The following is a 22,812-nucleotide window of genomic DNA, read 5'->3' on the forward strand; positions in this document are numbered from 1 at the left end:
TCAGGTCCGGGGCGGGTTCTGCTGGTACTGCTGCTGGACGCCCTGCCGCTCGGGTGACCCGCCTGCCTGCTGGAGCAGGCGGGTCGCCTCGGCCTTGTCCAGCCGGGTCGCCGCGCCGCAGTAGGTGCACTGCGTGGAGTACCTGGTCTTGACCGGGAACAGCGGGACGAAGAACAGGGTGAACTTCGTGACCGCCTTGTGCAGCGGGTGCGCGACCGGGTTGCCGCACTGACGGCAGACCAGGGTCAGCACCGTCAAGATGAAGACCTTGGTGCGAAAGCCGAAGATCACCACGTCGTACTCCAACCGACTCGTCCGGACCCCGTGCCGCTCACGTCATCACCGCTGGTAGCAGGGGTTCGACGTCGAGACTACCCACGATCGGGGAGCGAGGTGGCACGGGACGGTCCGATCGGTCCACCTCCCCGCGTCCGGTCCGCCGGTGGCCGGTGGAACGATCACCGCCATGGCATTCATCGACGAGAGCACCGTCGCGGGACTGGCCGAGGACCACGGCGTTCCCGCGGACGTGGCACGGGAATTGGCCGGGCTGCTGCGCCCCTGCGTCCTCCTGGTGGAACGGGGAGACCTGCCGGAGGGCACCCGGCCCGCCGGACGGTCGGGAGGTCTGCCCGCGCTGCCGGAGGACGTCGAGTGGCCCGGCGGCGCGGGTCCGTTCGCGATGACCGTGGACTGCGCCGCCCTGCCCCACGACTGGCTCGACATCGACCTCCCGCGCGACGGGCACCTGTTGTTCTTCACCACGTTCCAGTACGAGCCGGAGGACTCCGTCGTCCTGCACGTCCCCGCCGGGACGCCGACCGCGGAGCGCGCGCTCCCGGAGGACCTGGACAGCGCCGAGGACGAGGCCTACGAGCCGCGCGAGCTGTTCCCCTTGCCTGGCTTGAGCATCGACCACGACTGGTACGGCGCTCCCGCGGCGACCGCGCTGAGGAAAAGCGATCCGGACCGGGCCGAGAAACTGGACGGCTTCGTCGAGGTCCTCGTGAGCAGTGTCCACAACGGACCTCGCCCGCACCCCGTCGCCCAGCTCGGCGGGTTCTCCGTCCAGTGGCAGGAACCGCCGGACCAGGACGGGCTGGTGCTCTTCGCCCAGATCGCGGGCAACGGCGTCGACCACCAACTGTTCACGCTGAACCTGGTGGTGGGCACCAGTGAGGACATCTCGGCCCGGAAGTGGGGGGAACTCCGGTTCGAGCAGCAGTGCTGAGTCGGCGCGGAGTCAGGCCGGGTCCGCGGTCCCGGTGATGACGTCGACGGCGAGGCGGCGGTGGGCGGCGAACAGGTCGAGCGCCGTCCCGGTGTCGCGGGCGCGCAGTGCCGCGACGAGGTCCCGGTGCTCGCCGGGGATGCGGGCGAGGTAGTCCTCCGCGCTGCGGCCGATCCGGATCAGCAGGAACAGGTGCACCTGGCAGCGGATGCCGTTCCACGCCTCGTACAGGCGCCGGTGGCGGGCGGCGGCGAACACCGCGTCGTGGAAGTCGATGTCGCAGCGCACCATCTCGTGCACGTCCGCGGCGCGCTCCATGGCGTCCGCCGCCTTCGCCAGCACCGCGAGGTCCTCGTCCGAGGCGTGGGCGACCACCCGGTCGACGGCGAGCTGCTCCAGCACGCCGCGCAGGCTGACGAGTTCCTCGACGTCCTCGGGTGACAGCGTCGTCACGGTGGCGCCGCGGTGCCACTCGCTGCGGACCAGGCCCTCGCGCTCCAGGCGCAGCAGGGCCTCGCGCACGGGTCCGCGGCTGACGTCCAGCGCCTCGGACAGCTCCACCTCCCGCACCTGGGCGCCCGGTGCGTACACCCCGGTGAAGATCGCTTCCCTGATCCGGTCCGCGACCTCGTCGGCCAGGCCTCGACGGCGAGCGGGAGCGACGCTGCCCTGGTTGTCCATGATCCCTGCCTCCAGCGGTTGTCGTCATGTTAACATCGGCTCGCTTGTAGCAATGTTGACATTCGCCGCTCGGTTCGAGAAGGAAGGTCCACCCCATGACTGTCCTCGATTCGCCGATCCCGAGGTTCCACCTGGCCGTGCCGGTCGACGACCTGGCCGCCGCCCGCCGCTTCTACGGCGAGGTGCTCGGCCTCGAACAGGGCCGCAGCTCGGACACCTGGGTGGACTGGAACCTGCACGGCCACCAGTTCGTCACGCACCTGGCGGCGGGCCGCGCGCCGCGGGTCCACAACCCGGTCGACGGCCACGACGTCCCGGTGCCGCACTTCGGCCTGCTCCTGCCGATCCCGGAGTTCCAGGCGCTCGCCGAACGGCTGCGCGCGGCGGGCACCGAGTTCGTGATCGAGCCGTACGTCCGCTTCGAGGGGCAGACCGGCGAGCAGTGGACCATGTTCCTCCTCGACCCGGCGGGCAACGCCCTGGAGTTCAAGGCCTTCGCCGACGACTCCCAGGTGTTCGCCGCCTGATCAAGGGCCTCCGGCGCGGCACGGACCGGAAACCGCGTCGCGCCGGGGAAAGCACGGCGGACCGCGCTCCCCCGCCGTCCGGATGACAGATCGAACACGGCTTCGGCGACCCCTCGGTTAACCGGGCGGTTTCGCCTAGTCTGGCCCGACCAGTCAGCGGCGACGGGGGGTTGGGGCGGTGGCTCGGCGTTCGGACCCACCGGTGGTCGTCCTGAGCGTCCTGCTCGTGCTCTCGCTCGCCGGGTGGTTCGGCTTCGACTACCTGCACGACCGGCTCTCCGCGTCGAACTGCGACGCGGTGGCCACGCTCACCGTCGTGGCGGCGCCGGACGTCGCCTCGGCCGTGGCCGCTGTATCGAACCAGGACCAGGACCAGGCCGCGTGCTACCGGGTCGACGTGGTGTCGAGGGAGTCCGCCGAGGCCGTCCGGACCCTCGCGGAGACCAAGCCGGACGTGTGGATCCCCGAGTCGTCGCTGTGGCTGCTGCGCGCCCAGCGAGGGGGCGCGTGGGACATCCCCGTCACCGGCCCGTCCATCGCGTCCTCCCCCGTCGTGCTGGGGCTGACCGAGGCCGCCGCGCGCCAGTTCGGCTGGCCGGCGCGAACGCCGACCTGGGCCCAGGTGTTCAGCGGTGAGCCCGCGATCGGGTTCGTCGACCCGGCCGTCGACCCGACCGGTCTGTCGGCGCTGATCGGCACGGGTGAGCTGACCGCGTCGGCCGCGGACCCCGCCGGTTCCTACGCGCTGACCCTGCGCAAGCTCACCAGGAACACCGTCCAGGCGCCCACCGAGCTGTTCGACCCCTCCCGGCGGCTGGACGGCGTGGTGACCCCCGAGTGGGCGCTGGCGAAGCACGGTCTGGTCGGGGTGTACGCCGACCCCGCCGTGCCGTCGCTGGACTACCCCTACGTCGTGCTCCCCGGTTCCGATCAGGCCGAACGCGATGTGGCGCAACAGTTCCTGAGCCGCCTGCTCGACCAGTCCGCGGCCGGGCGGTTCGCCGAGGCGGGCCTGCGCGGCCCCGACGGCCGAGCGCTCGGCGGGTCGACCGCCGCGGTGGTCCGGCCGGTCGCCCCACCCGCCGACCCCGACCAGTTGCTCAACCAGTGGGCCGCGGTCAACCGCAGCGCGCGGATGCAGGTGCTGCTGGACGTGTCCGGGTCGATGGCGCAGGCCGTTCCCGAGGCCGACGCCAACCGGATGACGCTCACCGTCCAGGCCGCCGAGCTGGGCATCAGGCTGTTCAAGCCGACCACGAAGATCGGGCTGTGGCGGTTCTCCACGAACCTCGACGGCGACCAGGACTACAAGGAGCTCCTGCCGGTGCGGCCGGTGGAGGAGCACCTGGCCGACGGGTCGCTGGACCAGCTCCGCGCGGTCAGGGCCATCCCCAACGGCGCCACGGGCCTGTACGACTCGGTGCTGGCCGCCTACACCTCGGCCCGGCAGAACTGGGAGCCCGGCCGGATCAACCTCGTGGTGGTGCTCACCGACGGCAAGAACGAGGACCCCCAGGGGATCTCGCAGGAGCAACTGCTCGCCCGGTTGGCCGAGTTGCAGGACCCGAAGCGGCCGCTCCAGATCATCGGCATCGGCATCGGGCCGGACATCGACCCGGTCGAGCTGAGGGCGATCTCGCAGGCCACCGGCGGCGACGCCTACACCACCCCGGACCCGACCAAGATCGTCGACGTGTTCTACGCCGCGATGGGCAGGTTGCTGGAGACATGACCACCACCGAACAGCGCCAGATCGTCCTGGCCCGGCCCCGACCCGTCACCCTCGCCGCGGTCGCGATCGGCGTCATCCCGTTCGCGCTGCACGCCTGGATGGCCCTCAACGGGTTCTTCGGGCACGACGACTTCGTGATCCTCCACCGGGCGGCGGCGCACGGCCCGTTCGACCCCGGCTACCTCTTCCAGGACTACAGCGGCCACCTGGCGCCCGGCATGTTCCTGCTGGCGTGGTTCGTCACGGCCGTCGCGCCGCTGAGCCACGTGTTCGCCGTGCTCCCCCTGCTCGCCATGCAGGCGGGGGCGTCCGTGCTGTTCTGGCGGCTGCTCGTGCGGTGCTTCGGGTCGCGCTGGACGCTGCTGCTGCCGTTCGCGGTGTACGCGTTCTCCCCGTTGATCCTGTACCCCACCCTGTGGTGGGCCTACGGCGTGCAGCTCTTCCCGTTGCTGCTGACCATGTTCGGCGCGCTCAACGCGCACCTGACCTACCTGCGCACCCGCGAGTCCAAGCAGATCGTCCTCACCCTGCTGTGGACCGTCGCGGGAATGGCCTTCTACGAGAAGGCCGCGTTGTTCATCGCCGTCCTGTTCGGGTTCACCCTGCTGCTGGGCGAACGGATGCCGCGGCGGGTGTGGGTGGCGCACGGCGTCGTCCTCGCCGCGTTCACCGCGCTGTTCGTCGGCCTGACCGCCAGCCGCGTCAAGAACGACCTGCCGTCCGCGGACGCCATCGCGGACTTCGTCGGCTACGCGGTGGTGAACACGTTCCTGCCGGGGTTGTTCGGCGGCCCGTGGACCGGTCCCGCGCCCGGCTCGACCATCGCGACGTCCCCGCTGTGGCTGCGCCTGGCCGTGGCCGCGCTGGCGGTGGTGGTGCTCGTCGGCGGACTGGTCAAGGCACCGCGGCGCGCGGGGGCGGCGTGGCTGATGCTGGTGGGCTACCTCGCGGTCGACCTGGGTCTGGTGATCGTGACCAGGCTGCCCGAGATCGGGCCGCTGATCGGCAACGACCCCCGGTACACCGCCGACGCGGTACCGATAGCCGTGCTGTGCGCGGCGTTCGCCTACCTCCGACCGGGTGAGCGCGACGGCGGCCCGAAACGGCCACTCGTGCTCGGTCTGGTGGCCCTGCTCGGGATCAGCTCCACGTTCAGCTTCCTGTGGCTCGCGCCCGGTCTGCGGTTCGCCGAGTCGGAGCGGTACGTCGGCACGGCGCGGGCCGCGCTGGCGGCGAACCCGTCGATGACGTTCTACGACACGACCGTCCCGGACGCGATCATGTCGCTGTGGCTCGTGGAGGACGGCAAGGCGTCCAGGGTGGTCGGTCTGCTCCCGCAGCGGCCGAGGTTCGACCAGCCCGCGGAGGAGATGTTCCTGCTGGACGACAACGGGTCGCCCCACCGGATCACCGGGGTGAAGGATCCCGTCGTCGGCCGGAAGGGGCCGGTGGCCGACTGCGGCTACCCGGTGGGCGGCCAGGTCGTGACGATCCCGTTGAGCAGTCGGGTGGAGGGCCGCCGGTTGCTGCGGATGGAGTACTACACCTCCAGCGCGGGCCCGGTGCGGCTCGCGCTCGGGCCGGCCGCCCAGGAGGTGAACTTCGCCGAGGGCCTGCACGTGCTGTACGTCGTGGTGAACGGCGGCTCCGACCGGCTGGAGGTCAGCCGCGGCACCGATGTGGACCCGATGTGCGTGGTGGACGTCCGGATCGGTTCCCCTACGACGTGACCGGACCTACACTCCGGCGAATGACCTTCGACCAGGTGCGCCGCGACTGGACCCGGCTCGGCGAAGCGGATCCGCTGTGGGCGGTGCACGTCGCGCCGGACAAGCGCGGCGGCCGGTGGGACGTCGACCAGTTCCTCAAACTGGGGCGGCGGGACGTCGCGGTCGCCCGCGAGTGGCTGGCCCGGCTCGACCTGCCGGTGACCTGGCGGCGGGTGCTGGACTTCGGGTGCGGGGCGGGGCGGCTGTCGCAGGCGCTGGCCGAGCACGCCGAGGAGGTCGTCGGCGTGGACGTCTCGCCGCCGATGCTCGCCACCGCCGAGAAGCTCGACCGCAGCGGCGGGAAGTGCCGGTTCGTCCACAACGACACGCCGGACCTGCGCCGGTTCCCCGACGGCGATTTCGACCTGGTCTACACGGAACTGGTGTTGCAGCACCTGCCGCGCGCGGCGATCGAGGGCTACCTGGCGGAGTTCCTGCGCGTGCTGCGCCCCGGTGGCGTGGCGGTGTTGCAGTGCACCACCAGTCCGTTGTGGACGCTCAGGGGCGTGCTGTGGCGGTTCGCGCCCTACCGCCTGGTGGCCTGGGGGCAGCGCGTCGTGCTGCGCTACCCGGCGCCGATGCGGATGACCCCGCTGGCACCGGACCGGCTCGGCGCCGTCGTCGCCGAGCACGGCGGCGAGGTCGTCGACAGCGTGTCCGAGGACATCCCGGCCAGCCACTGGCGGTCCACGAGATACGTCGTCCGCAAGAGGTGACGCGCGTCCGGGCCGCCGTGGGCCTGCTCCGCAACCCCACGGCGTGGATCATGGCGGGTCTCGTGCTGCTGTCGTTCCTGCAACGCCCCGGCCGCACGACCTTCGACACCAAGCTCGACCTGGTGGTCGACCCGATCGCGTTCCTCGGCCGCGCGCTGCACCTGTGGAACCCGGCGGCCAGCGGCGGCGAGTTGCAGAACCAGGCGTACGGCTACCTGTTCCCGATGGGGCCGTACTTCGCGCTGTGCCAGGTGTTGGGGATGCCGCCGTGGATCGCCCAGCGCCTGTGGTGCGCGCTGCTGCTGTGCGCCGCGTTCGGCGGTGTCCTCGCCGTGGCGCGCGCGTTGCGGATCGGCAGCGCACCGGCGCAGTACCTGGGGGCCGTCGCCTACGCGCTGGCACCGCGGATGCTCACCGAGATCGGCCCGCTGTCGGCGGAGATGGTCGCCGCCGTGATGCTGCCGTGGATCCTGCTGCCCCTGGTCAAGGCCGACCGGATCGGGTCGCCGCGGCGGGCGGCGGGGCTGTCCGGGCTGGCGACCCTCGGCGTCGGCGGGATGAACGGCGCGCTGGTGCTCACGGTCCTGCTGCTGCCCGGACTGTGGCTGCTGACCCGGCGGTGGACCGTCCGGCACGTCCGGCTCGTGCTCTGGTGGTGCGCGTCCGTGGTGGCGGCCGTGCTGTGGTGGCTGCTGCCGCTGATGCTGCTGGGCGAGTACAGCCTGCCGTTCGTCGACTACGTCGAGTCCGCCGCCAACACCACGGCGCCGACGTCGCTGTTCCAGGTCCTGCGCGGCACCAACCAGTGGGTCGCCTACGTCGTGCAGGGCAGCCCGTGGTGGCCGTCCGGCTTCCTGCTGGTCGACAACCCGGTCCTGATGCTGGCCACCGGGCTCGTCGCGGCGGTCGGCCTCGCCGGACTGGTCCGGCGGGGGCTGCCGGAGCGGCTGTTCCTGACGATCGGCGTCGTCGCGGGCGTCACCGTGATGACCATCGGCTACGTCGGGGCGCTCGACAGCCCGCTGTCCCACACCGTCCGCGCGCTGCTGGACGGTCCGCTGGCCCCGCTGCGCAACGTGCACAAGTTCGAGCCCGGACTGCGGCTGCCGTTGATGCTCGCGTTCACGCACGCCGTGTCGGGCCTGAGGTTCCCGGCCGCCGCGGGCAAGGCGTTCGCGGGCCGGGCGAGGCTCGCCGTCGGTGTCGTGCTGGTGGCCGTGATGGCCGTGCCCGCGTGGACGTTCACGCTGCGGCCGGGGCCGGGGTGGCAGGAGATCCCGGAGTACTGGCGTTCCGCGATGACGTGGCTGGCCGACAACGACCCGGACGCCCGCACGCTCCTGCTGCCCGGCACCGGCTTCGGCGAGTACACCTGGGGCAAGACGGTCGACGAGCCCGCGCAGGCGCTGGCCAGGTCCCCCTGGGCGCTGCGCAGCCAGATCCCGCTGGGCTCGGAGGGCAACACCCGGCTGATGGACGCGGTCGAGGACGCGCTCGCCGACGGCCGCGGCGCACCGGGGCTCGCCGACTTCCTCGCCCGGTCCGGGCACCGGTTCCTGCTGGTGCGCAACGACATCGACCGCGTCTCCACCGACGCTCCACCGGTCACGGTGCTGCGCGACGCGCTGGCCCGCTCCGCCGGCATCGAGCGGGTGAAGACGTTCGGCCCGGTCGTCGAGCCGGGTGAGCACCCGGTGGTCGGCTCGATCGACCTCGACGCCGCTGACGCGCCCGCGCTGGAGGTCTACGAGGTGAAGCGGTCGGTGCCGCGCGCGGTCGCGGTGCACGCCGAGGACCTCGCGACGGTGAGCGGCGGCCCGGAATCCCTGTTGCCGCTGCTCGACTCCGGCGTGCTGAGGGGCGATCGTCCCGCCGTCCTGGCCGGTGACGGCGGCGCGCCGGGGAGCCGGGACTGGCTCGTCACCGACGGTCTGCGCCACCGCGAGCGCAACGTCGGGCGGATGCGCGACAACGTGAGCCAGACGCTCACCCCCGACGAGCGGCCCAGGCAGGACCGGCCCGCGTCGGACATCCTGCCGTTCCCCGGTCCTGAGCACCTGACGGTCGCGGCCTACCGGGGGATCCGCGGCGTCACCGCGTCGAGTTCGGCGAGCTACGCGGACTCCGTCAGGGCGTCCGACCCGTCGTCCATGCCGTTCGCCGCGATCGACGGGGACCCCTACAGCGCCTGGCAGTCCTCCACCTTCGACGGGCCTGCCGGGCAGTGGCTCGAAGTCGGCCTGGACACGCCACGGGTGGTCGACCAGGTGTCGCTGCGGATGGTGGACGACATCCGGGTCGGCTGGCCGGTCACCCGGATCAGGATCACCACCGACTCGGGTTCCCGCGAGCACGAGGTCGCCAGGGGCGCCGGGGAGCAGGTGTTCCCGGTGTCGCCGGGGCTCACGAGCCGGGTCCGGGTCACCGTGCTGTCGGTGGCGGCGGAGTTGACCAGCGGCTCCGTCGGCATCGCCGAGCTGTCGGTGCCGGGTGTGACCGCCCAGCGGGCGCTGCGGGTGCCCACCGACGTCCAGCCCGATCCCGCGCAGCGGACGAGCTTCGTGTTCAGCCGCGGCTCCCAGCCGCGCTACTCGTGCACGGGCACCGACGGCGACCAGCGGTGCGACGTGGGGCTGTCCAGGAGCGGTGAGGAGCCGAACGGGATCCACCGGCTCTTCCGCACCCGCGAGGACGCGAACTACCGTCTCGAAGGGACGGTCCTGCCGACCGTCGGCGGCGTTCTCCCCGTCACCGCACCGGGTCTGACCGTCTCCAGCACCACCCAGCTCGCCGGTGACCCGGCCGCCGCGCCGCTGGCCGCGGTCGACGTGAACCCGGCCACGACGTGGATCGCCGACTACACCGACGAGGAACCCACGCTGCGCCTGAGCTGGCCCGCCGCCCGTGACGTCACCGGCCTGCGGCTGACGACGTCGGAGCTGTCCGGCGCGTCCCGCCCCACCGAGGTGCAGATCACCACCCCGGAGCTGAGCCGGACCGTGCCGGTGTTCTCCGACGGCTCGGTCGACTTCGCCGCGACCACCGACCGGCTGGACATCACCGTCAAGAAGAGCGAGGGCGTCGCCGACCGCGTCCCCGGACCGGTGGGCATCAGCGACGTGGAGGTCGTCGGCGCGCCCGACCTGGTGCGGCCGATCCCCCTGGACACCCCGTTCACCGTGCCGTGCGGCTCCGGCCCGGCCGTCACCATCGACGGAACCGCTTACGCCACCACGGTTTCCGGCACGCTGCGGGACGTGTTCCAGCACCGCCCGCTGCCGCTGGGCACCTGCCGGGACCTCGTCGAGGGCGTCGACCTCGGCGGCCGGGAGCACGAGGTGAGCACGGCCCGGTCGACGTCCTTCGTGGTGCAGGACCTCACCCTGCTGCCCAGCACCACGCCCGCCGACCAGCCGCGGCCGGGCACGCGCGCGATCGACTTCGAGCAGTGGGGCGTCGCGCACCGGGAACTGCGGGTGGACGCCGGACCGGCCGCGGTGCTCAGCATCCCGGAGAACGCGAACGACGGCTGGGTGGCGGAGGTCGACGGGAAACCGCTGGCCCGCACCAGGATCGACGGCTGGCAGCAGGCCTGGGTGCTGCCCGCCGGTGGCGCGGCGACCGTGGTACTGGACTTCGAGCCCGACACCACCTACCGGCAGCGGCTCCTGGTCGGCGCCGTCGCCGCCGCGCTGCTCCTGCTGCTCACGCTGGTGCCCGTGCGCCGCCGCGTCCGGATCACCACCTCACCCGGCGGCGGGAGGTGGGTGCCGGTGGCGCTGGTGGTCCTGCTCGCGGCCGTCGGCGGTGTCCTCCCGGTCGTCCTGCTGATCGCGAGCCTGCTCGTCCGCGCCGTGGCCCAGCGGTACGCCGTGCGGTTCAACGTCACCGCGTTGACCGTCGTCACCGGGATGGCGACCGCCACCGGGATCGCGGTCGTCGGCCGCCTCCAGGGGCACGGCCAGGACTGGGCGTACGAGACGGCCACGCAGGCCGCCATCCTCGTCGCTCTGGCCGCGGCGGTGTCACCGTGCCTCGACTGGTTCGACGCGGGACCGGAACTCGACCAGGGCCCCGAAGCACACCAGCAGGGCGGTGGCGGTGACGGCGCCGGTGACGACCTGGACCGCCGACCCGTGCCACCAGCCCAAGACGAGCACCACCTCGAACCCGACCGCCAGCCAGGTCAGTGACGTGGACCGGCGGTCGGCGCCCGCGATCCTGGAGTACAGCAGGATCTGCACGAGTGCCAGCAGCGACCCGACCAGGGCGAACGGCCACACCGGGAGGCCGCTGGACGCGTACTTCGCACCGCCGACGAGCGACACGACCGTGCGGCCGAACAGCGCGCACCCCAGCACCACCACCGCGTCCACGGCGGCGCAGACGCCCAGCGCGATCGGCACGATCCGACGGCGGGCCTCCTCGTCGGCCAGCCTGGGCAGGACGACGACGGCGACGGCGTACGGCAGCCAGTAGGCGATCTTGGTGATCACCGAGCCCACCGCGTACTCCCCCGCCGCGCCCGCGGGCAGGCTGTGCCTGGCCAGCACCAGGTCCAGGTTCACCAGCAGCACCAGCGCCAGCAGGGCCTGCACGGCGTGCAGCACGTCGCGCACGTGCCCCGCGCCGCGCGGTCCGGGCAGCGGTCGGCCGCAGATCAACCAGCCCGTGCAGGCGACGAGGAGCGACCCGAGGAGCGTCCCGGCGAACGCCCCGGTCGGTGTGCGGAACACGAGCAGGCCCGCCAGCGTGCCGCCGACCCGCCCGATCCCCTCGGTCGCGATCAGCCTGGCCATGGACCGGAACCGCTGGGTGCCCTGGAGGACCCCGTAACAGAGGCCTACCAGGGTGATCGGCGCGAGCGAGCAGGCGAGCAGCAGCACCGCCCACGGCCCCGGCAGGTGCAGCAGGGCCATCAGCACGGGCGCGGCGGCCAGCGCGGCGGCCAGGACGGCGGCACCGGTCATCAGGCCGAGCGTGACCAGTGGGCCGCGGTCCTGCTCCGGTGCGCGCGCCACCCGCAGGGCGACCACGGTCTGGAGGCCCATCGCGGGCACCGCGCCGATCGCCAGCACCGCCAGCAGCGAGCCCAGTTCACCGAAGACCGGCGGCGCGAGCAGCCGCGCGGCGATCAGCGTGAGCAGGTAGCTGGCGACGTTGCTGCCCGCGAAGGCGACCGCGACGGCGACCGCGTCGAGGCGTGTCCTGGCCGGAAGTGCGTCCGCCATCGGCTTCGTCCCCTATGTTCGAGGTTACCGCGGGGTAGTGCTCGGGGAACCTTAGTCCCGCGGTCTCGGTTCCGGGACCGCCGAAGTGGAGCGGTGGTGCGATGCGGCTGGTCCTGCCCGCGGTGTCCGCCGCGCTCGCGCTGCTCGTGCTCACCCCGCTGCTCGGCCGCGGCTTCGTCCTGAACTACGACATGGTGTTCACGCCGGACCAGCCGCTCCTGCCCGACGGTCTCGGCCTCGGCTCGGCGCTGCCCCGCTCGGTGCCTGCGGACGCGGTGATGTCGTTCGCGACCGCGCTGCTGCCGGGGGACGTCGTCCAGAAGGTCGTGCTGCTGGCGGCCCTGTTCGCCGGTCCGCTCGGCGCGGGCAGGCTCGTGCCCACGGACTCGGTCGCGATCCGGGTCGTCGCCGCGGTCTGGTACGGGTGGAGCCCGTACGTGGCCGAGCGGCTCTTCATGGGCCACTGGCCGTACCTGGTCGCCTACGCCTGCCTGCCGTGGATCGCGGCGGCCGGGCTCGCGGTGCGCAGGGGTGAGCACGGTGCGCTGCCGAAGCTGGTGCTGGCCTGCGTCCCCGCCGTCCTGACCCCGACCGGCGGGATCCTCGCCGCCGTGCTGGCGGTCGTGTGCTCCGGCCGCCGCGCCCTCCGGGTCACCGTGCCGGTCGTGGTCCTGCTGAACCTGCCGTGGTTCCTGCCCTCCGTGCTGCGCCCGGACGGCTCGCTGTCCAGTCCGGACGGTGTCGGCGCGTTCGCCGCCAGGGTCGAGGGCTGGGGGTCGCCGGTCACGAGCGTGCTCGGCCTCGGTGGTATCTGGAACGCCGAGGTGGTGCCAGGCAGCCGGGCGATGCCGCTGGTACCGGTGCTCACCCTGCTGTCGGTCGCGGTGGCGCTGGTGGGGCTGCGGTCGCTGGCGCCGCGTTGGGGCGTCGCGCCGGCGCGGTCGTTCGTCCTCCTGGGCGCGGTCGGCGTCGCGGTCGCGGTGTTCGGCACCCTGCCGGGAGGTGGTGACGTGCTGGCGTGGGCGGTGTCGCACGTCCCCGGTGCCGGTCTGCTGCGGGACTCGCAGAAGTGGGTCGCGTGGTGGGCGCTCCCGCTCGCGCTCGGTGTCGCCCTGGGCGTCGAGGCGGCGGGGAAGCACCTCGCCAACCGGGCGGCGCTGGTGTCGCTGGCGGCGCTGCTCCCGCTCGTCACGATGCCCGACCTCGCCTGGGGAGGCTTGGGGCGCCTGGAGGTCGTGGACTACCCGGCCGACTGGAGCGCCGTGCGCGCCGTGCTGGAGGCGGACGACCGGCCGGGCGACGTGCTGTCCCTGCCGATGTCCGCGTTCCGGCGGTTCGCCTGGAACGGCGACCGGACCCAGCTCGACCCGGCGCCCCGGTTCCTGCCCAGGACGGTCGTCATCGACGACGTCGTGCACGTCGGCGGTGAACCGGTGTCCGGAGAGGACGGTCGGGCCGCGGCGATCCGCGGTGCGCTGGCCCGGAACGACGATCTGGGCGCGGTCGGGATCGGCTGGGTGCTGGTGGAGCACGGGACACCCGGCGCCGTCGATCCCCGCGTGCTCGACGGTCTCCAGGAGGTGTGGTCCGGGCCGTGGCTGACCCTCTACCGGGTGCCGGGCGTGATCGCGCCACCACCGCCCGGAGCGCCCGCACCCCCTGTGCTGGCAGGAGATCTGGCCGCGCTGGCACTGGTCGCATCCGGCCTATTGTGGCTGCTGTTACCAGCCGGTAGATTCAGGCGGCCTGGCCGCTAACGGATAGCCGAGGAGCAAGCGTGCGCACAGTGATCGGTGTCCTCATCGCCGTCGTCGCCGGACTCGCGTTCGCGGGAGGCGGGACGTACGCCCTCGTCAACTCCCTGGTGCCGAACGAGGCGGCCGAGTTGCAGAACGCCCCGGCGGCCAACAACTCGAACGGTGTCGTCAACTACGGCACGCCGTAAGGTGCCGAGCAGGGCGACGCTGGACCGGTCCGTCCGCCTGTTCAAGGCCTTCCGCGACGAGCAGACCGATCGGGACGCCTTCTACCGGTTGCTGGCCGACGACTCCGCGCGGCAGGTCGCCGAGTTCACCTCCCTCACGGGCCGGAGCCTGCTCGACGTCGGCGGCGGTCCGGGGTACTTCGCCGACGCCTTCCGCGCGGCGGGCGCCTACTACGTCGGCCTGGACCCGGACGTCGGCGAACTGTCGGCCCGCGGCGAGTACGCCGACGGGATGATCCGGGCCAGTGGCACCAGGTTGCCCGTCCGAACGTCCTCAGTGGACGTCTGCTACTCGTCGAACGTGCTGGAGCACGTGGACGAGCCCCGCGCCATGCTCGACGAGATGGTGCGCGTGACGAAGCCCGGCGGGACGGTGTTCCTGTCGTTCACGCCGTGGTACTCCCCGTGGGGCGGCCACGAAACCTCGCCGTGGCACTACCTTGGCGGCCACCGCGCCCGCGGCAGGTTCCGGCGCAAGCACGGCCTGGAGCCCAAGAACCGTTACGGCGAAAGCCTTTTCGCGGTGTCCGTCGGGTCGGCCCTGCGCTGGGCGCGGAACCACCCGGACGCGGCGCTGGAACGCGCACTCCCCCGGTACCACCCGTGGTGGGCGACCTGGGTCGTGCGCGTCCCGGTGCTCCGCGAGGTCGTGTCCTGGAACCTCGTGCTGGTCCTGCGGAAGAACCCCTAGGCGCGGCGGCGACCGACGAGCAGCAGGGCGATCCCGGCGAGCAGCAGGACACCTCCGGCGATCCACAGGACCACCGGAAGACCCGTCAGCAGCCACAGCCTCGACTTGTTGGCCTCGGCCGCCCGCACGTTGTTCTCGACCGTCTTCCGGTTGAGCTCCAACGTCCCGTCGAACACCGCGGTGCCCCGACCCGCGCCCTGGTCCGAGGTGCGCAGCTCCTGCTTCACCGACTGGCGCACCTTGACCAGCGCGCCGGTGTCCGGCTCGACCCACATCGTCTTGTCCACCTGGTAGTGCAGCCTGACCGACACCGAGGCGTCCGGCTTGCCGACCAGTGAACCGGGGACCTCGCGGCCGTCGACGTCGGTGGGCGGCACGGACACCTTGAACCGGTACACCGGCAGGCCGTCGACCTCGTCCTCGCCGTCGAACTTGGCGTCGACCTGCTTGTTCACCCCGGTGTCGTACCAGGGGTACGTCCGCTTCTCGGTCTGGAAGGGGAACTTGAAGTTCAGACCGGGGAACTGCGCCTGGCCGCGGGTGCCGGGGATCCTGGTGTCCTTGCCCTCCTCCTTGGTCTTCTGGAGGTACTGGTTGGTGCAGGGCGCGACGGCCTCCGCGCTGAACCGGTCCAGGCAGAGTTCGCGGACGCTCGCGTTGATCTCCTTGCCGTCGCGGTCGTTCGTGACGCGGGTGGCCTCGATCCACGAGGTCACGCCACCGTCGGCCTTCACCTCGGGCGCCCGCGCGTCCCCGGAGACGTAGGTGCTCGACGTGAGGTTGAGGTTCCGCTGGATCTCCGGCTGCGTCGGGGATCCCTTCTTCTCCACGTACACGAGCGCGGTGATGCCGCTGCCCTGCGCGACCGCGGAAGTCTTGGGGTCGTGCGGGATCTTGGCGAGGGCCGGGTAGGCGTAGAACCGCAGCAACAGCCCGGTCGCGATCCCGAACACGCCGAGTCCGAGCACGACTAAGGTCACAACGCGTCGCAAAGGTCCTCCTCAGGAGCTGGGCCGCCGACGCGGCCCGTGGTTGAACTGTCGAGCAGGGTGGACACCACGGCGACGAACAGCCGTCCACTGGCGGCCCAGTCGAAGCGGGCGGCCCACTCCCGGCACGCGTCGGCGACGGCCGCCGCGTCGTCGGGACGTGCCAGCAGCGTGAGCGCGTCGTGGATCGCCCCGCCGACGTCCTCGTCGGCGCCCACCAACCAGCCGGTCTCCCCGTGCCGCACGGAGTCGCGCAGCCCGTCGACCTCGCGGCAGACGGTCGGGACGCCGTGCGCGGCGGCCTCGACCACGGCCAGGCCCCAGCCCTCGCCGTCCGACAGGGTGACGTTCAGCCAGGACTCCCGCAGCAGCGCGCTCTTCGTCGAGTCGTCGACGAAACCGTGCACCACGACGGAATCCCCGAACGGCGCCGCCGCACCGCGCACCACGTCCTCGTGCGGGCCGCGGCCGACCACGTGCAGGCGCAGCCCCGGCCAGTGGCCGCGCAGCGTGCCGACGAGCCCGACCAGCCGGTCGACCCGCTTGTGCGTGACGAGCCTGCCGAGGCACACCAGCGTGGGGTCCGCGGAGCGGGCACCCTCCTCGGACGAGGGGTGGGCCGTTCCGTTGGGCACCACGAAGATCCGGCCGCGCCAGGCGAGGCGCTCGCGCATCGCGCGCACGGTGGACCGCGACACGGCGACCGTCACCGCCCGGCGGTAGACCCGACGCGCGGCGGGACCTTCCAGCCAGCGCCCGATCCGGGCCAGCCACGGCGGGAAGTGCACGGCGAACTGGGCGTCGTGCACGTGGTGCATCACCAGCACGACCTTCGTCCACCTGGCGACGACCAGCGGGCTGAAGAAGGGGATGCCGTTCTGGCAGTCGATCACCAGGTCGACGCGGCTCCTGTTGCGCAGCAGCCAGAACAGCGCCCAGAAGTACACCGTCCACCGGCCGCCGCGACGCACGGTCGACCCGTCACCGGCGCTCTGCCCGTCCCCCCTGGCCGTGAGGAAGGTGACCTGCGCGCCCGCGGCGGCCATCGCGTCCGCCATGCGGGCGGCGTACTCCTCGGCGCCACCGGCGTGCGGGTGCCCGCGGTCCCGCCAGTTCACCACTACCACCCGCGCACCGTTGAGCGGTGGTCTCACTCAGGCCACCTCCGCCACGGGTGTCATGACCGGGGCGACGGCGGGCGTCTTCTCCGAGCCGAGGATCGCCCGGATCCTGGCGAGCGCGGCGAAGCTGCGGTAGCCGTCCCGCATCGGGCGGAACGTGGACCCCGGCACGTCGGTCCAGCTCACCGGCAGTTCGACGATCATCGCGCCGATCCGCTGGGCCCTGGCGAGCAGTTCGACGTCGAACGCCCACCCCGGTGTGCGCAGCGGCTGGAAGATCGCGTCCGCGGTGCGCCGGTCGAAGAACTTGTAGCCGCACTGGGTGTCGCCGACGCCCGGCACGATCGAGCCCGCCGCGTGGCGGAAGGCCCACGCGCCCGCCTGGCGGACCTGGGTGTGCCTGGCCCGCACGATCGAGTTCGGGTGCGCCCGCGATCCGACGACCACGTTCACCCCGGTGCTCAGGAACCGGAGTGTCGGCGCCAGCGCCGCCATGTCGGTCGCCAGGTCCGCGTCGCAGAAGCCGACGTAGCGGCTGTCGGTCCGCAGCACCCCGGTCCGGACCGCGGCGCCCTTCCCCGGCTGGTCGCACCGGATCAGCCTCACCGGTACCGACCCGGACCTATGCAGGCGGGCGACCTCGCCGCTGCGGTCGGTGCTGGTGTTGTCGACGACCACGATCTCGCAGGGCTCCCGAGTGGTCGAGAGCGCGGCCTTGAGCGCGGACAGCGTGGTCGACAGCCGCGACTCCTCATTGCGCACAGGCACGACAATGGAAAGCAGTGTCATGTCTTCGCCGCCGATATTCCGGGCACGAAGAACCCGGCATGGTGTCGCAAGAGTCCTCCCATGACGTGACGCAGGTCTCAGACGCCGAAAGTTACCCAACGGTAGTTCCCCGGAAATAAAAGGTCAGTGTGATATGCGTCACACAACCCTTCGAAGTGACGTCCACCTTCGAACTTTGTGCCGTTCAGAGCCCGAACTTGAGCTGGACGGGCTAATCAGGATGGCGATGACCGGACGGACAGCGCCTCGTCGAACAAAGATCCGGTGAAAAACCGTCACGAGTCCGCCAGGAGCATCGCCGGTAGACGAAGAACGCAGGTCAAATCATCTGAATGGATCTACCAGCGGAGTGAAGCACCTGGTCAGGCGCGCGCAGTACCACAGATCGACGCGCGCGACGACAACCCGGCAGGCGTCAGTTGCATATCGGTTCGACCAAAAAACCGACCATCGACAGGTTCGGAAATCGCCGCGTCAAATCAGGTAACGGATCGAAGCCGTTCCGTAATAAAAGCAAGTCAAATCGTCAAATTCCGACCGATTCACGGCCTTCATTTCGCGCAATTCACCCTCTCCGAAGGCCGCGATCTGGGCTTTGACATGCGAAAACACACTTCCGGAGCCCCTCGGGACCACCCCGACCGCCCGGCGTTTAGCCTGGTCAGAGACGTGGGGCAGGTCATCGAAGATCGAGTCCCGAACAAAGGCGAGCACCGGGACCAGTCGGTCCATTAGTGCCGCCGATTCCACCGGGGTCAGCTCACCGGCCATTCGACGCGGCCACTCCACTCCGGCCCGCCCGTGCCGCGGTTCTTTCCCCACGGCACGGGCGACGGCATTCCGGAAATGGGTCGCTCAGGCGCGGGCGCCGCCGTCAACCCGCAGCACCGTCCCGGTCACGAAGGAGGCGCGGTCGCTCAGCAGCCACGCGGCGGCCTCGGCGATCTCGGACGGGTCGGCGCCCCGCCCCAGCGGCGTGCTCGCGACCAGCAGCTCGGGAAGGTCGGGCGCGTGCGCCACCCAGGTGTCCATCATCTCGGTGGCGGTGTTGCCGGGGGCGATGGCGTTGACCCTGATGCCCTCCGGGCCGTAGGTGACGGCGGCGGACTCGGTGAGGCTGTTGAGCGCGCGCTTCATCGCCCCGTACACGGGCAGGCGGGGGTTGCCCATCAGGCTGCCGACGCTGGAGTTGTTGACGATCGCCCCGACGCCCGCGGTGGCGCGGATGGCGGCGACCTCGGCGACCATCGCGAGCCACGGGCCTCGGAGGTTCACCGCGTAGAGGTGGTCGAAGTCGGCTTCCGGGACGAGGTCCATCGGGTTGGGCGGCACGAACGCGGCGCCGTTGTTGAAGGCGACGTCCAGCCTGCCGTGGAGGTCCACGACGTGCCGCACGGCCGCGCGGACGCTGTCGGCGTCGGCCAGGTCGCACACGACGTGGTCCGCCGTGCCGCCCGCGGCCCGGACCTCCTCGGTCACGGCCTTGAGCTGGTCCTCCGTGCGGGCCGCGAGCACCACCCGCGCCCCTTCGCGGGCGAACAGCCGCGCCGCCGCGGCGCCGATGCCGCGTCCGGCACCGGTGATGAAGGCGACCTTGTCCGCGAGCAGGCCGAGGGACGGGGCGGTGGTGGGTGTGGTGGTCATGGGACGAGCCTGTGCCGGTGCGTGCGACCCAACCAGGCACAGCCGGTACCTGGCTGGGCCCGCGACCCGCGAGCACACTGGAAGCGTGGACAGAGACGAGCTGGCGGCCTTCCTGCGCACCAGGCGCGAGCGGATCACCCCGGCCGACGTGGGCCTGCCCGCCGGACCGCGCAGGCGCACGCCGGGGCTGCGCCGCGAGGAGACCGCGCAGCTCGCGCACATCTCCACGGAGTACTACACCCGGCTGGAGCAGGCCCGCGGCCCGCGCCCGTCCCGCGAGGTGCTGGCCGGGCTGTCGCGGGCCCTGCGGCTGTCCGACACCGAGCGCGACCACCTCCACCACCTCGCGGGCGCTCCGCCCGCACCCCCGCCGGGTCCCTCGCGGGAGGTGCGGCCCGGCGTCCTGCACCTGCTGCACCGACTCCCGCAGGCGGCGGTCTTCGTGACGTCGGCGACGCAGGAGGTGATCGCCTGGAACGACCTCGCCGCCGCGCTGATGGAGGACTTCTCCGCGGTGTCCAGGCGTGATCGCAACCTGGTGCGCCGCGTCTTCCTCGGCCCGCACCCCGGCGGTCGCAGGCTCTTCGGGGTGTCGGACGCCGACGACTTCGCCCGCGGCGCCGCCCGGCAACTGCGCGCCACCGCGGCCCGCTACCCCGACGACCCGGAGACCGCCGAACTGGTCGCGGACCTGCTCGCGGGCAGCGAGGAGTTCGCCCGGCTGTGGGAGTCCCACGACGTGGGCGCGCGGCACGCCCTCCGCAAGACGTTCCAGCACCCGCTGGTCGGCCCCGTCACCGTCGACTGCGACGCACTGGACGTCACCGACCGGGACCAGCGCGTCGTGATCTACACGGCGCCCCCCGGTTCCCCGTCGGAGGAGGCGCTGCGGCTCCTGTCGGTCATCGGCACCCAGCGCATGGACGTGCCCGGCTGAGGCGACGCCCACCACTCGGTGAAAACCTTTACAGGAGAACAATTCCACGTCGAGTCGCTGCGCCACAACGGATCCGGGACGGCTGAACCACCGGACTCACCTGGGCGGAACCGGTCCCGCACCGAGAAGAGCCTTGCGCCTCCGGCCTTTCCGCCCCGCGTGCGCCGACGCCGTTCCGAGGTGGCTTGGTGCGAGCGCCGCGAGCGGTCTGGATAGGGTCTCGCCCATCCACACGGCATCCGGAAGGGGCAACCGGTGATCGGGCGCTTGGACGAAGGCGAAGCGCGGCGGTGGCGGACCGGTGATCCGGCCGTCCTGCGCGCCGACCTCGACCGCGCTCTCGCGGGCGCGGAAGACCCGCTGAACCCGCCGTCGGACGCGGAACTGCTGGACGCCGTACGAGGCGGGACGATCCAGGCCTACGGCACGCTCTACGCGCGTCACGTCCAAGCGGCGGGCAACCTGGCCCGGCAGCTCGCCAGGTCACCGGTGGAGGCCGACGACCTCGTGTCGGACGCCTTCGCCAAGGTCCTCTCCGTGCTGCGCACGGGTGGCGGCCCCGAGTCGGCGTTCCGCGCGTACCTGCTGACCGCGTTGCGCCACACGGCCTACGACAAGGCCCGGCGGGACCGCAGGCTCGAGCTGTCCGACGACGTGGAAGCCGTCCCCGGTGTCGCGAAGACCACGTCCCAGCCCTTCCACGACACCGCCGTGGCGCGACTTGACCGGTCGCTGGCCGCCAGGGCGTTCGCCAGCCTCCCCGAGCACTGGCAGACCGTGCTGTGGCACACCGCGATCGAGGGCCAGACACCCGCCCAGGTCTCCCCCCTGCTCGGCCTGACCCCCAACGGGGTCTCCGCGCTGGCCTACCGGGCCCGTGAGGGCCTGCGGAAGGCCTACCTCCAGGCGCACGTGGAGCGGAACCCCTCCGAGCCGTGCCGCGCCACCGCCGCCAAGCTCGGAGCCTGGACCCGCGGCGGCCTGTCCAAGCGCGAGGCGGTCCAGGTCGAGGCGCACCTGGACGAGTGCTCCGCCTGCCGCGCGCTGACCGCCGAGCTGGCCGACGTCAACGGCGCGCTGCGCGCCGTCGTCGCGCCGCTGGTGCTCGGTGTCGGCACCACCGGCTACCTGGCCGTCGGAGCGGGCAAGGCGAGCGCGGTCGCGTCGATCGCCACGGGCACCGGTGCGTCGGTGCCCCAGTGGCTCGGCGCGGTCGCCTCGGCGGTGCTGCTGGCGACCGCCATCGGTTCGGGCGTGGACGCCCCGGACCGCCCGGTCGACCCCACGGCCGTCGCCCAACCCCCGGCGACGAGCACCACCGCCGGCTTGACGACGACGGTCGGGCAGACCACCACGACCGCCCCGCCCGCGTCCGCTCCCCCGGCCTCGGGGACCGCGCCGGGGACCACCTCGACCGGCGGGTCGAGCGCCGTCGCACCGGCACCCACGGCCGCCGCCGCGCCCACGCTGGCACCGACCTCGCCCACCGGGTTCACCACGTCCACCGGCGGGCCGCCCACCGACTTCCCCATCACCATCAGCAACACCGGTTCGGCCCCCGCGCCGCCCCCGACGATGACGCTGTCGCTGCCGGACGACCTCAAGGTCGTGGGGCCGGGCAACAACCTGCGGGGTGGGGTCCTGGTCGGGCTGGACGGCGCGACGGGGACCGTGGGATGCCCGGCGGGCAAGGGGACGGTGGTCTGCGCGGCGACGCGGGAACTCGCGCCGGGCGACTCCGTGACGTTCGTCTTCCGCCTGCTCGCGGGCCCCAAGGCGCAGGACGGCACGATCACCGCCACCACGGACTCCGGTCCCCCGCTGGTCATCGAGGTGCCCGTCACCATCAAGCCGAAGAAGTAGACCGCGGCCCGCTATCAGCCGTGCGCACCCGGTCCGTCGCGGTCGAGCGCCTCCCGGATCTCCCCGAGCCACTCCACGCCCAGCCTGCGCCCGTCCGGGAGCCGGTCGTCCCGGTCCCAGCGCCACGCCGTGACCATCGCCCGGCCGAGGACCCGGCACGCGCGCAGCAGCTCCCGGTCGACACCGGGGTAGTGCTCGGCGACCTCCTCCGGCGCGTGGGCGAGGTCGAACTCGACCGGCCCGCGGCAGCACGTCTCGAAGTCGACGAACACCGGCCCGTTCCTCGTCGCGAGCACGTTGCCGGGGTGCGGCTCGCCGTGCAGCACCTGCTCGGCGGCACCGCGCTCGACGACCACCCGTCGCAGGTCCCGCAGCGCGTCGCCGAGGAACCGCCGGTCGTCGTCGGTGAGCGCCGGGGTCAGGTCTCGGCTCGCCACGAGTCGTCGGGCCTGCTCGACCCGATCGGCCAAGTGCGGTGTGGGGACGTCGAGTTCACGCATGCCCGCGTGCAGCCGTGCGAGCGCGGTGGCGTAGTCGGCTGGGGGAACTCCCCGCCCCGGCACGGGTTCGTAGTAGGTCCAGAAGGTGACCACGAACCCGTCCAGTTCGTGGACGCCCGTCGGCACACGGGGTTCCAGAGCGGCCACCGGGCTCCCGAACCCGGCCAGCCGTCGGGCGACATCGACCTCGAACCGAGCGATCTGGTCCGCCTCCGGCGCCACCCGTGCCACGACGTCGCAGGGCAGCAGGCGCACGGTGAGCTTGTTCGAGTCGTGCAGCACGACCGCCTCGTCCGCGGCCAGGCCGAGTGCCGAGGCGATCGACGTGGCAGCGGCCACCGCACGGGTGAACTCCGACCCCCGCATCGACTCCCCCTCAGCTCCGGCGGCCGCCACCGTACCAAGAT

Annotated in this window: 19 protein-coding genes and 1 pseudogene; 11 read left to right on the forward strand and 9 right to left on the reverse strand. The window is 72.3% G+C overall.

The annotated features are described in order from the left end of the window. Entirely contained in the window at positions 1-306 is a 306-nt protein-coding gene (locus NZH93_RS13045; protein ID WP_259623295.1) for a zinc-ribbon domain-containing protein, read from the reverse strand. A gap of 160 nt (positions 307-466) precedes the next feature. Here NZH93_RS13045 and NZH93_RS13050 point away from each other — a divergent pair, with 160 nt between their 5' ends. Further along, a complete protein-coding gene (locus tag NZH93_RS13050; RefSeq protein WP_259623296.1) occupies positions 467-1,231 on the forward strand; it encodes a DUF1963 domain-containing protein in 765 nt (254 codons plus the stop codon). 12 nt (positions 1,232-1,243) lie between these two features. On the opposite strand, the gene NZH93_RS13055 is transcribed toward NZH93_RS13050, so the two are convergent. Then, on the reverse strand, positions 1,244-1,912 hold the full coding sequence (locus NZH93_RS13055) for a GntR family transcriptional regulator (RefSeq protein ID WP_259623297.1): 669 nt from the start codon (positions 1,910-1,912) through the stop codon (positions 1,244-1,246). A 95-nt stretch (positions 1,913-2,007) separates the two neighbouring features. On the opposite strand from NZH93_RS13055, the gene NZH93_RS13060 reads away from it, so the two are divergent. From NZH93_RS13060 to NZH93_RS51410, 5 genes and pseudogenes are all read left to right on the forward strand, one after another. After that, positions 2,008-2,439: a VOC family protein gene (locus NZH93_RS13060; protein ID WP_259623298.1), complete on the forward strand. Its 432-nt coding sequence runs from the start codon at positions 2,008-2,010 to the stop codon at positions 2,437-2,439. A gap of 178 nt (positions 2,440-2,617) precedes the next feature. Next, entirely contained in the window at positions 2,618-4,171 is a 1,554-nt protein-coding gene (locus tag NZH93_RS13065; RefSeq protein ID WP_259623299.1) for a substrate-binding domain-containing protein, read from the forward strand. Continuing rightward, positions 4,168-5,901 carry a hypothetical protein gene (locus NZH93_RS13070; protein ID WP_259623300.1) on the forward strand — a complete coding sequence of 578 codons (1,734 nt, stop codon included), beginning with the start codon at positions 4,168-4,170 and terminating at the stop codon, positions 5,899-5,901. The genes NZH93_RS13065 and NZH93_RS13070 overlap by 4 nt, the downstream gene beginning before the upstream one ends. A 20-nt stretch (positions 5,902-5,921) precedes the next feature. Continuing rightward, complete coding sequence (locus tag NZH93_RS13075; RefSeq protein ID WP_259623301.1) at positions 5,922-6,656, forward strand: class I SAM-dependent methyltransferase; 735 nt, start codon at positions 5,922-5,924, stop codon at positions 6,654-6,656. A gap of 50 nt (positions 6,657-6,706) precedes the next feature. Further along, positions 6,707-9,781 (forward strand): annotated as a pseudogene (locus NZH93_RS51410) (alpha-(1->3)-arabinofuranosyltransferase); the annotation flags it as partial. A 900-nt stretch (positions 9,782-10,681) separates the two neighbouring features. Here NZH93_RS51410 and NZH93_RS51230 read toward each other — a convergent pair. Next, positions 10,682-11,887, reverse strand: coding sequence for a lipopolysaccharide biosynthesis protein (locus NZH93_RS51230; protein WP_372506622.1), 1,206 nt, complete (start codon positions 11,885-11,887; stop codon positions 10,682-10,684). A 101-nt stretch (positions 11,888-11,988) separates the two neighbouring features. On the opposite strand from NZH93_RS51230, the gene NZH93_RS13085 reads away from it, so the two are divergent. Genes NZH93_RS13085 through NZH93_RS13095 form a run of 3 tightly spaced genes read left to right on the forward strand, consistent with a single transcriptional unit; the run spans position 11,989 to position 14,562 of the window. Continuing rightward, complete coding sequence (locus NZH93_RS13085) at positions 11,989-13,644, forward strand: MmpA family trehalose lipid delivery protein (RefSeq protein WP_259623303.1); 1,656 nt, start codon at positions 11,989-11,991, stop codon at positions 13,642-13,644. A 20-nt stretch (positions 13,645-13,664) separates the two neighbouring features. Further along, on the forward strand, positions 13,665-13,832 hold the full coding sequence (locus tag NZH93_RS13090) for a hypothetical protein (protein ID WP_259623304.1): 168 nt from the start codon (positions 13,665-13,667) through the stop codon (positions 13,830-13,832). A gap of 1 nt (position 13,833) precedes the next feature. Then, positions 13,834-14,562: a class I SAM-dependent methyltransferase gene (locus NZH93_RS13095; RefSeq protein ID WP_259623305.1), complete on the forward strand. Its 729-nt coding sequence runs from the start codon at positions 13,834-13,836 to the stop codon at positions 14,560-14,562. Here NZH93_RS13095 and pgfA read toward each other — a convergent pair. The 5 genes from pgfA to NZH93_RS13120 all read right to left on the reverse strand — a co-directional run bounded on the left by pgfA (position 14,559) and on the right by NZH93_RS13120 (position 19,105). Further along, on the reverse strand, positions 14,559-15,542 hold the full coding sequence (pgfA, locus tag NZH93_RS13100; RefSeq protein WP_259623306.1) for a cell envelope lipid trafficking protein PgfA: 984 nt from the start codon (positions 15,540-15,542) through the stop codon (positions 14,559-14,561). The two genes, NZH93_RS13095 and pgfA, sit on opposite strands and share 4 nt — an antisense overlap. Beyond that, on the reverse strand, positions 15,539-16,705 hold the full coding sequence (locus tag NZH93_RS13105; RefSeq protein ID WP_259623307.1) for a glycosyltransferase family 4 protein: 1,167 nt from the start codon (positions 16,703-16,705) through the stop codon (positions 15,539-15,541). The genes pgfA and NZH93_RS13105 overlap by 4 nt, the downstream gene beginning before the upstream one ends. Continuing rightward, on the reverse strand, positions 16,706-17,461 hold the full coding sequence (locus NZH93_RS13110; RefSeq protein WP_259623308.1) for a glycosyltransferase: 756 nt from the start codon (positions 17,459-17,461) through the stop codon (positions 16,706-16,708). It lies immediately after the preceding gene. A 474-nt stretch (positions 17,462-17,935) separates the two neighbouring features. Further along, complete coding sequence (locus tag NZH93_RS13115; protein WP_259623309.1) at positions 17,936-18,232, reverse strand: hypothetical protein; 297 nt, start codon at positions 18,230-18,232, stop codon at positions 17,936-17,938. 84 nt (positions 18,233-18,316) lie between these two features. Further along, positions 18,317-19,105: an SDR family NAD(P)-dependent oxidoreductase gene (locus NZH93_RS13120; RefSeq protein WP_259623310.1), complete on the reverse strand. Its 789-nt coding sequence runs from the start codon at positions 19,103-19,105 to the stop codon at positions 18,317-18,319. Positions 19,106-19,190: 85 nt separating this feature from the next. Between NZH93_RS13120 and NZH93_RS13125 the strand changes: the two genes are divergently transcribed. Then, positions 19,191-20,042 (forward strand): helix-turn-helix transcriptional regulator, encoded by an 852-nt coding sequence (locus NZH93_RS13125; RefSeq protein ID WP_259623311.1) that lies wholly within the window; start codon positions 19,191-19,193, stop codon positions 20,040-20,042. A 255-nt stretch (positions 20,043-20,297) separates the two neighbouring features. After that, complete coding sequence (locus tag NZH93_RS13130) at positions 20,298-21,905, forward strand: sigma-70 family RNA polymerase sigma factor (RefSeq protein ID WP_259623312.1); 1,608 nt, start codon at positions 20,298-20,300, stop codon at positions 21,903-21,905. A gap of 14 nt (positions 21,906-21,919) precedes the next feature. On the opposite strand, the gene NZH93_RS13135 is transcribed toward NZH93_RS13130, so the two are convergent. Then, positions 21,920-22,771: a phosphotransferase enzyme family protein gene (locus tag NZH93_RS13135; protein WP_259623313.1), complete on the reverse strand. Its 852-nt coding sequence runs from the start codon at positions 22,769-22,771 to the stop codon at positions 21,920-21,922. Positions 22,772-22,812: the final 41 nt, after the last annotated feature.

Origin of the sequence: Umezawaea endophytica, assembly GCF_025061645.1 — a bacterium.
Lineage (GTDB): Bacteria > Actinomycetota > Actinomycetes > Mycobacteriales > Pseudonocardiaceae > Umezawaea > Umezawaea endophytica.